Genomic DNA, 9,538 nt, shown 5'->3' with positions numbered 1-9,538 from the left:
GTTGTTCGTGAAGATAAGAACGGAACCAAAGCTTCTGCAACTTATACACCAACTGTGACTCCAGTCACACCGACAGCTACACCAGTTGAAACAACAGGTAAACAAGGTCAAACTCAAACAGGTAAGCCTGAATTTACTGAAGGTGATAGCCGTGTGCCAATGAACGATGATGTTCCAGCAACATTTGACGATGGCTCAACGACTAAGACAGTCGACGGTGTTGGTACTTACACAGTAGCAGCAGACGGAACTGTAACCTTTGTCCCTGAAAAATCATTCACAGGTAAAGCACCAGCCGTAACGGTTGTTCGTGAAGATAAGAATGGAACCAAAGCATCTGCAACTTATACACCAACTGTGACTCCAGTAACTCCAACTGCAACACCAGCTGAATCTACTGGACCTCAAGGTTTGGTTCAAACTGGAACTGTAACCTTTACTGAAGGTGATGAAGTAGCGCCAATCGACAAGAATACCATTACTCTTCTTGATGAAAATGGTCAACCAGCGGCGTCAGTAGAAGCGAAATCACCAGCAGGTGATGTGATCGGTACATACACAGTTGATAAAGACACAGGTGTAGTTACTTTCACACCAACAGATAAATCTTACTCAGGTGATGTGGTTCCAGTTAAGGTTCAAGCAGCTGATACAAATGGAACAACTGTAGAAACAACTTACACACCTAAGATTACTCCAGTCGTTCCAACTTCTGAAGATGCAACATCGACAGATATCCAAGGTCAAACACAATCTGGTAAACCAACCTTTACCGAAGGAAATCCAAATGTTCCAATCGATGAGGATACTCCAGCTACCTTCGAAGATGGCTCAACTACGAAGACTGTCGATGGTGAAGGAACTTACACAGTTGCTCCAGATGGAACAGTAACCTTCGTTCCTGAAAAATCATTCACTGGAACTGCTACAGGTGTAACAGTGAAACGCGTGGATAAGAACGGTACTGAAATCACAGCCAAGTACACACCAACTGTGACACCAGTAACACCAACTGCAACACCAGTTGAAACTACAGATATCCAAGGTGCTACACAAACTGGCAAACCTGTATTTACTGAAGGCGATAGCCGTGTGCCAATGAACGATGATGTTCCAGCAACATTTGACGATGGCTCAACGACTAAGACAGTCGACGGTGTTGGTACTTACACAGTAGCAGCAGACGGTACTGTTACATTTGTACCAGAAAAATCATTCGTCGGAACTGCACCAGCTGTAACAGTGGTTCGTGAAGATAAGAACGGAACAAAAGCTTCTGCAACTTATACACCAACCGTAACACCAGTAACACCAACTGCAGAAGATACAACATCTACTGACAAACAAGGTCAAACTCAAACAGGTACACCAACCTTCACACCAGGTAATCCAAATGTTCCAATGGATGATGATACACCAGCAACATTTGAAGATGGATCAACTACGAAGACCGTTCCTGGTGAAGGAACTTACACTGTTGCTCCAGACGGAACCGTAACATTTGTTCCAGAAAAATCATTCACTGGAGAAGGTACAGGCGTAACGGTTAAACGTGTCGATAAGAACGGTACTCCAGTTACTGCTAAGTACACACCAACTGTGACTCCAGTAAACCCAACAGCAACTCCAGCTACATCAGAAGCACCTCAAGGTGTGGTTCAAACTGGAACAGTAACCTTCACTGAAGGTGACCCAGTTGCACCAATTGACAAAGATACCATTACTCTTCTTGATGAAAATGGTCAACCAGCGGCGTCAGTAGAAGCGAAATCACCAGCAGGTGATGTGATCGGTACCTTCACTGTTGATAAAGAAACAGGCCTTGTAACCTTCACACCAACTGATAAATCTTACTCAGGTGATGTGGGTCCAGTTAAGGTTCAAGGTAAAGATACAAACGGAACAGTTGCTGAAACAACTTACACACCGAAGATCACTCCAGTTGTCCCAACTGCTGAACCTGCAACATCTCCAGATATCCAAGGTAAAACACAAACAGGTACACCAAGCTTCACACCTGGTAACCCTGCAATCCCAATGGATGATGATGTGCCAGCAACCTTTGAAGATGGTTCAACTACGAAGACCATTCCAGGTGAAGGAACTTACACAGTTGCTCCAGACGGAACAGTAACCTTCGTACCAGAGAAATCATTCACAGGAACAGGAACAGGCGTGACTGTTAAACGTGTAGATAAGAACGGTACACCAGTAACAGCTAAGTACACACCAACTGTAACACCAGTAACCCCAACTGCTGATCCTGCAACATCTACAGACATCCAAGGTGCCACTCAAACAGGTACACCAAGCTTCACTGAAGGCGATAGCCGTGTACCAATGAACGATGATGTTCCAGCAACCTTCGATGATGGTTCAACTACGAAGACTGTCGACGGTGTTGGTACTTACACAGTAGCAGCAGACGGTACTGTTACATTTGTACCAGAAAAATCATTCGTTGGAACTGCACCAGCAGTAACGGTTGTTCGCGAAGATAAGAATGGAACCAAAGCTTCTGCAACTTACACACCAACTGTAACTCCTGTGACTCCAACAGCAGAACCTGCAACTTCTAAAGACATCCAAGGTCAAACCCAATCTGGCAAACCAAGCTTCACGCCTGGTAACCCAAGTGTGCCAATGGATGATGATGTACCAGCAACCTTTGAAGATGGTTCAACAACTAAAGTTATTCCAGGAGAAGGAACTTACACCGTTTCTCCAGACGGAACCGTAACCTTCGTTCCAGAGAAATCATTCACAGGAACAGGTACAGGCGTAACCGTGAAACGTGTTGATAAGAACGGTACACCAATTACCGCTACTTACACACCAACTGTAACACCAGTTACACCAACTGCAGAATCAGTTACTTCAATTGGTAAGAAGGGTCAAACCCAAACAGGCAAACCAACCTTCACAGAAGGTGATAGCCGTGTACCAATGAATGACAAAGTTCCAGCAACATTTGAAGATGGTTCAACTACGAAGACAATTCCAGGTGTTGGTACTTACACAGTGGCAGCAGATGGAACCGTAACCTTCACTCCAGAACCTGAATTTACTGGAACTGCACCAGCTGTAACAGTGGTTCGCGAAGATGTGAATGGAACAAAAGCTTCTGCAACTTACACACCAACTGTCCTTCCAATCACTAAGTTTGTTGATAAAGAAGGTATGGAAATCCCAGGATATCCTACAGTTGATGGAGAAGAACCAAAAGCTGAAATTCCAGGTTACCGCTTTGTGGAAACGAAGAAATTGCCTAATGGTGATACAGAACACGTCTATGAAAAAGTTACGACTTCATATGTAGATGAAAATGGGGACCCAATCCCAGGTAACCCAACAGAAGATGGGGAACAACCGAAGAAGGATATCCCAGGTTATGACTTCGTGAAGACTGTTGTAGATAAAGATGGAAACACTCAACATATCTACAAGAAGACTGTGACACCAACTCCAATGCCGGATCCAACTCCGACACCAGAGCCACAGCCACAGCCTACTCCACAACCACAACCGCAACCAACACCAGAACCACAACCTACTCCACAACCAAAACCAGAAGAACCAACGATTCCTGTCGTTCCAGAAACGAAAGAAGAAGTGAAGTATATTGATCCACAAAATCCTACTGCACAACTTCCAAACACAGGAACAAAAGAATCTTCTACTGCTGGTCTTGCAATCTTTAGTGCTTTAGCAGGTCTGTCATTATTCGGATTTGCAAAACGCAAAAAAGAAGACTAAGCTAACTTGTGGCTAAGAAAAACCGCGAAAATCTCGCGGTTTTTTCTGTTTGTATTTTAAAAAATATCCTCCAAACTAGATAGTTGAAATCAGTCTTTTATAAGAAAATTTGATAAAATAGAAGTATCAGTGTAAAGGATGAGAGAATGAAAAAGATAATTGGTATCTGGGCTCAAACTGAAAACGGCATTATTGGAAAGGACCAAGTCATGCCTTGGCATCTGCCAGCTGAGCTTCAGCATTTCAAAGAAACGACCATGGGGCAAGCCATTCTCATGGGAAGAGTGACCTTTGATGGTATGAAAAAACGGGTTCTACCAGGTCGGACTAGCATTATCCTAACGCAAGATCAAGCCTACGATCCTGAAAATGACGCTGTACTCGTCATGCACAGCAAAGAAGAAGTCTTGGACTGGTATCAGAAGCAAGAGAAGAATCTTTATATTATTGGAGGCAGTCAGATTTTAAAGCTCTTCTCTGACCAGTTAGAAGAATTGATCCAGACCATGATTCATGCAACGATTGATGGAGATACATTGGCACCAAAATTTGAAGAGAGCCACTATGAAAGAGTCCGTCAAGTCCATCATCCGAAAGATGAGAAGAATCCATATGATTTTACGGTCAACTATTACAAGAGAAAGGATTTAGACTAATGGAGCGAAGTGTCTTTGGTTTTTTTACAGCTGTCCTATGTGTCATCTGTTTGATTTGCGCCTTACAAACCTTTCGTAAAAAACGGTTTGGCCTCGCTATTTTATTCTTACTAAATGCTTTTACCAATCTTGTGAATTCCATTCACGCCTTTTACATGACCTTATTTTAAACTAAATAGAAACAGAAAATGACAGAAAGAGGAAATACATGCCAACGAATCAAAATAATGATATGATGGTTTATTGTTCATTTTGCGGAAAGAGTCAAGATGAAGTCCAAAAAATCATTGCAGGAAACAACGCGTTTATCTGTAATGAATGTGTAGAGTTAGCACAAGAAATTATCCGCGAGGAGCTAGCAGAAGAAGTTCTTGCAGACCTTAGTGAAGTTCCAAAACCAATAGAATTGCTCAATATCTTGAACCACTATGTCATCGGTCAAGATCGGGCTAAACGTGCCCTTGCAGTAGCGGTATACAACCACTACAAACGCATCAACTTCCACGATACACGCGAAGATGAGACGGATGTTGAATTGCAAAAATCAAACATCCTCATGATTGGACCTACTGGTTCAGGAAAGACTTTCTTGGCCCAAACCTTGGCTCGTAGCCTGAATGTTCCATTTGCTATTGCAGATGCAACAGCTTTAACTGAAGCCGGTTATGTGGGTGAAGACGTTGAAAATATTCTCTTAAAACTTCTTCAGGCAGCGGATTTCAATATTGAGCGTGCAGAACGTGGCATCATCTATGTCGATGAAATTGATAAGATCGCTAAGAAAAGTGAAAACGTCTCGATCACACGTGACGTTTCTGGTGAAGGGGTGCAACAAGCTCTCTTGAAGATCATCGAAGGAACTGTCGCTAGTGTACCACCTCAAGGGGGACGTAAACACCCTCAACAAGAGATGATCCAAGTGGACACCAAGAACATCCTCTTTATCGTAGGTGGGGCTTTTGATGGGATCGAAGAAATTGTTAAGCAACGTCTTGGTGAAAAAATCATCGGTTTCGGTAAGAACAATAAAGCTATTGATGAATCCAGCTCTTACATGCAAGAAATCGTTGCGGAAGATATTCAAAAATTTGGGATTATCCCAGAATTGATCGGACGTCTTCCAGTCTTTGCTGCTCTTGAGCAATTGACAGTTGACGATCTTGTCCGTATCTTGAAAGAGCCACGCAATGCTCTGGTAAAACAATACCAAACCTTACTCTCTTATGATAATGTTGAATTGGAATTTGATGACGAAGCTCTTCAAGAGATTGCGAATAAAGCCATCGAAAGAAAAACAGGAGCTCGTGGACTTCGTTCGATTATCGAAGAAACCATGATGGATGTCATGTTTGAAATTCCAAGTCAAGAAGATGTCAAACTTGTTCGAATCACAAAAGAAGCTGTTGACGGAACAGAAAAACCAATTCTTGAAACAGCCTAGAAAGATAAAATATGGAAATTAACACACATAATGCGGATATCCTCTTAAGCGCTGCAAATAAGAGTCATTATCCTCAAGATGAGATTCCAGAAGTTGCACTTGCCGGTCGATCAAATGTCGGCAAGTCTTCTTTTATTAATACTCTCTTAAATCGAAAGAACCTGGCCAGAACATCTGGGAAACCAGGAAAAACCCAATTGCTAAATTTCTTCAATATCGATGATAAACTCCGTTTGGTAGACGTACCTGGTTATGGCTATGCACGTGTCTCTAAAAAAGAACGCGAGAAGTGGGGGCGGATGATTGAAGAATACCTCACCAGTCGTGAGAACTTAAAAGCAGTCGTTAGCCTAGTCGATTTTCGTCATGAACCTTCTGCAGATGATGTTCAGATGTATGAATTCTTAAAATATTATGAAATCCCTGTGATCTTAGTAGCAACCAAGGCAGATAAGATTCCACGTGGAAAATGGAACAAACATGAATCCATTATTAAGAAAAAACTGGATTTTGATCCAGCAGATACTTTCATTGTCTTTTCTTCGGTAACCAAGGAAGGACTAGAGAAGTCATGGGATGCTATTTTGGAAAATGCGTTTTACGAAATAAATTGAAATGACATGAAAATGTCATTTTTGTTTTGGATTTATCTCGCAATTGTAATAGAAGTGTAATATAAGTGGCTTTGTTTTCTTCTATTTATATGGTATAATCTCTATAAAGATAAAAGATGATAAAAAATTAATTGGAGATAAATTGTATTATGAAAAAGAAAATACGGAATAAAACGAAATTATTTGGTTTGTTCGTTTCTGTATTAGCAGTGGGGACATTTGCAGCTGCTATGAGCGAGCACGTAACATCAGTTGGTGCTAATGATGGAACTTACCAAGCATACTCAGACCCAACTGAAGCTTTCATCTCACAAATTGGTGAGTCAGCTCGTCAGCTTGGTCAAGAGAATGACCTTTATGCTTCCGTTATGATCGCACAAGCTATCCTTGAAAGTGGATCAGGTCAGTCTGGCTTGTCTTCTTATCCGCATTACAACCTTTTTGGTATTAAAGGAAGTTATGCTGGTCAATCTGCAGTGATGCAAACTTGGGAAGATGATGGTGCTGGAAATGCCTATACGATTAATGATGCTTTTCGTTCTTACCCATCTTACTATGAATCATTGCAAGACTATGTAGCTGTTTTAAAACAAGGACATTTTGCAGGTGCATGGAAGAGCAACACCTCTAGTTATCAAGATGCAACAGCAGCGTTGACAGGGGTTTATGCGACAGACACAAGCTACTATGCAAAACTTAATAACATCATTGAAACCTATAATTTGACTCAATACGATTCACCAAATGTTCAAGGTGGTATTACAGGTTCGGTATACAATCCATATCGTCAACAGTTCACTTCACAAGAAATCTTGAATTTGGATATCGCTTGGGCGAACCGTTTGAATTATTAATACTAAAACAGGCAGATGCCTGTTTTTTTTTATTGTTTTTTAGCACATAGTATTATTCGATATAAAACGTATATGATGAAAATTTAAGAATTCTTCCTGAAAACCTTTCCAAACTTTTCTCTCTATGATATAATGATTTTATTCACAAACATTATATAAGGAGATTTTTATGTCTGAATCTAATTTCATTCAAAAAGTAGGAGCTGCTTGTAATAAGAAAGAGGACCTTTATCAGAAGTCCAAAACTCGTTATGCTGTTCGTTCTATTTTTGCTGGAGGATTTCTTACTTTAAGTACGGCGGTCGGAGCAGTTGCTGCAGACCTGTTGAATACCTTCGTACCTGGATCTGGTCGTTTTCTATTTCCATTCATCTTTGCCTGGGGCTTGGTTTATCTCCTATTCTTAAATGCGGAGTTAACCACCTCTAATATGATGTATTTGACGGCGGGGACCTATCTAAAGAAAATTCATTGGAAGAAAGCTCTGGAAATTCTTCTTTATTGTACCTTCTTTAATTTAATTGGTGCTTTAATCGTCGCTTTTCTTTTCAATCAAACAACAGCCTTTGCACATATCGATCCAAAAGGATTCCTAGCTACGGTGGCAGAAAATAAACTCCAACGAAGCAATCAAGTGGTTTTCTTTGAAGGGATTATTGCCAATATCTTTGTAAATATTGCTATTCTTTCTTATCTATATTTTAAAGATGAAACAGCCAAGGTGCTCTTAGCCCTCTCTGCTATTTATATGTTTGTATTTATGACTAATGAACACTTGGCTGCAAACTTTGCTTCCTTCTCATTATTAAGCTTTAATTCAGTATCTAGCCAATTGCCACATTTTGAGTTTTTAAATATTTTACGTCATTATAGCGTCACCTTCTTTGCCAACTGGGTAGGAGGAGGAGTCCTAATGGGGCTAGCCTATGCTTGGTTGAATAATATCAAGAGTCTCTACAACGATTAAAAAATATAAAAAAAGTTTGCAAAAGTACTTGCATTCTTTTTTTATATATGATAAACTAATCTACGGTTTGAAAAAACTGCCTAAGACAGTAGGGGAGCTCGACTCATAAAGATCCTACCGAGGACAAAACGTATCAATTAAAAGAAGCGTATTGTACTTTCGTGTCTAGGTTTGGGCGCGTTTTTCTTTTGGAAAAATTCCCCAAGCAAAATAATTACGGAGGTGAACACACTAATGAGTGAAGCAATTATTGCTAAAAAAGCGGAACTTGTTGACGTAGTAGCTGAAAAAATGAAAGCTGCTGCATCAATCGTCGTTGTAGATTCTCGCGGTTTGACAGTTGAGCAAGATACAGTTCTCCGTCGCAACCTTCGCGGAAGCGAAGTTGAGTTTAAAGTTATCAAAAACTCAATCTTGCGTCGTGCAGCTGAAAAAGCTGGTCTTGAAGATCTTGCATCTGTATTCGTTGGACCTTCTGCAGTAGCATTTTCTAACGAAGATGTTATCGCACCTGCGAAAATCTTGAACGATTTTGCAAAAGACGCTGAAGCACTTGAAATCAAAGGTGGTGCAATCGAAGGCGCTGTCGCATCTAAAGAAGAGATTCTTGCACTTGCAACTCTTCCAAACCGCGAAGGACTTCTTTCTATGCTCCTTTCTGTACTTCAAGCGCCAGTGCGCAACGTTGCTCTTGCAGTCAAAGCGGTTGCAGACAACAAAGAAGACGCAGCTTAATCTTAAGCTACGCAGCGTAGCCTAGCTACAAAAAATAAAAATATAAAATTAAAACTTATTTGGAGGAAATAACAATGGCATTGAACATTGAAAACATTATTGCTGAAATTAAAGAAGCTTCAATCCTTGAATTGAACGACCTTGTAAAAGCTATCGAAGAAGAATTTGGTGTAACTGCAGCTGCTCCTGTAGCTGTTGCTGCAGCTGGTGCTGCTGACGCAGGTGCTGCTAAAGATTCATTCGATATCGAATTGACATCTGCAGGCGACAAGAAAGTCGGCGTTATCAAAGTTGTACGTGAAATCACTGGTCTTGGTCTTAAAGAAGCTAAAGAACTTGTTGATGGTGCACCTGGCGTTATCAAAGAAGGTGTTGCTGCAGCTGAAGCTGAAGAAATCAAAGGTAAATTGGAAGAAGCTGGAGCTTCAGTTACTCTTAAATAATAGAGTTTCCAATCAAAAAGAAAAAAACCGAAGCCTAAACTGTACTGACCCCAAAAAGTTAGACAAATAATT

8 protein-coding genes and 1 other annotated feature are annotated in these 9,538 nt (G+C 40.8%); all 8 genes read left to right on the top strand.

What is annotated here, in order from left to right; all coding sequences use genetic code 11:
• Positions 1 to 3,756: LPXTG cell wall anchor domain-containing protein (locus tag HMPREF2904_RS12045; RefSeq protein ID WP_256263283.1), on the top strand; the 3,756-nt coding region annotated here is incomplete at its 5' end.
• A 146-nt stretch (positions 3,757 to 3,902) separates the two neighbouring features.
• Positions 3,903 to 4,412, top strand: coding sequence for a dihydrofolate reductase (locus HMPREF2904_RS09345; protein ID WP_070662238.1), 510 nt, complete (start codon positions 3,903 to 3,905; stop codon positions 4,410 to 4,412).
• A gap of 208 nt (positions 4,413 to 4,620) precedes the next feature.
• Complete coding sequence (gene clpX, locus HMPREF2904_RS09340) at positions 4,621 to 5,853, top strand: ATP-dependent Clp protease ATP-binding subunit ClpX (RefSeq protein ID WP_049493014.1); 1,233 nt, start codon at positions 4,621 to 4,623, stop codon at positions 5,851 to 5,853.
• Between the two features lie 11 nt (positions 5,854 to 5,864).
• A complete protein-coding gene (yihA, locus tag HMPREF2904_RS09335) occupies positions 5,865 to 6,467 on the top strand; it encodes a ribosome biogenesis GTP-binding protein YihA/YsxC (RefSeq protein WP_070662235.1) in 603 nt (200 codons plus the stop codon).
• Positions 6,468 to 6,616: 149 nt separating this feature from the next.
• The gene (locus HMPREF2904_RS09330; protein ID WP_021153281.1) at positions 6,617 to 7,321 is read left to right on the top strand and encodes a glucosaminidase domain-containing protein; all 705 of its coding nucleotides are present in this window, start codon (positions 6,617 to 6,619) and stop codon (positions 7,319 to 7,321) included.
• A 169-nt stretch (positions 7,322 to 7,490) separates the two neighbouring features.
• Positions 7,491 to 8,288: a formate/nitrite transporter family protein gene (locus HMPREF2904_RS09325; protein WP_070662227.1), complete on the top strand. Its 798-nt coding sequence runs from the start codon at positions 7,491 to 7,493 to the stop codon at positions 8,286 to 8,288.
• A gap of 61 nt (positions 8,289 to 8,349) precedes the next feature.
• Positions 8,350 to 8,484 (top strand) — a sequence feature (ribosomal protein L10 leader region).
• A 38-nt stretch (positions 8,485 to 8,522) separates the two neighbouring features.
• On the top strand, positions 8,523 to 9,023 hold the full coding sequence (gene rplJ / locus HMPREF2904_RS09320; protein ID WP_003001722.1) for a 50S ribosomal protein L10: 501 nt from the start codon (positions 8,523 to 8,525) through the stop codon (positions 9,021 to 9,023).
• A 74-nt stretch (positions 9,024 to 9,097) separates the two neighbouring features.
• Complete coding sequence (gene rplL / locus HMPREF2904_RS09315) at positions 9,098 to 9,466, top strand: 50S ribosomal protein L7/L12 (protein WP_003001622.1); 369 nt, start codon at positions 9,098 to 9,100, stop codon at positions 9,464 to 9,466.
• Positions 9,467 to 9,538 lie beyond the last annotated feature (72 nt).

It is taken from the genome of Streptococcus sp. HMSC072G04 (assembly GCF_001813295.1).
In the GTDB taxonomy this organism is placed as follows: domain Bacteria; phylum Bacillota; class Bacilli; order Lactobacillales; family Streptococcaceae; genus Streptococcus.
The sequence above is the reverse complement of the archived record's forward strand: the minus strand, read 5'-3'. Positions and strand labels throughout refer to the sequence as shown.

Excerpts from the sequence above, each read along its gene's own strand:
- HMPREF2904_RS09330 (WP_021153281.1), top strand. The coding sequence starts at position 6,617 with ATGAAAAAGAAAATACGGAATAAAACGAAATTATTTGGTTTGTTCGTT.
- rplL (WP_003001622.1), top strand. The coding sequence starts at position 9,098 with ATGGCATTGAACATTGAAAACATTATTGCTGAAATTAAAGAAGCTTCA.
- HMPREF2904_RS09325 (WP_070662227.1), top strand. The coding sequence starts at position 7,491 with ATGTCTGAATCTAATTTCATTCAAAAAGTAGGAGCTGCTTGTAATAAG.
- HMPREF2904_RS09345 (WP_070662238.1), top strand. The coding sequence starts at position 3,903 with ATGAAAAAGATAATTGGTATCTGGGCTCAAACTGAAAACGGCATTATT.
- rplJ (WP_003001722.1), top strand. The coding sequence starts at position 8,523 with ATGAGTGAAGCAATTATTGCTAAAAAAGCGGAACTTGTTGACGTAGTA.
- yihA (WP_070662235.1), top strand. The coding sequence starts at position 5,865 with ATGGAAATTAACACACATAATGCGGATATCCTCTTAAGCGCTGCAAAT.
- clpX (WP_049493014.1), top strand. The coding sequence starts at position 4,621 with ATGCCAACGAATCAAAATAATGATATGATGGTTTATTGTTCATTTTGC.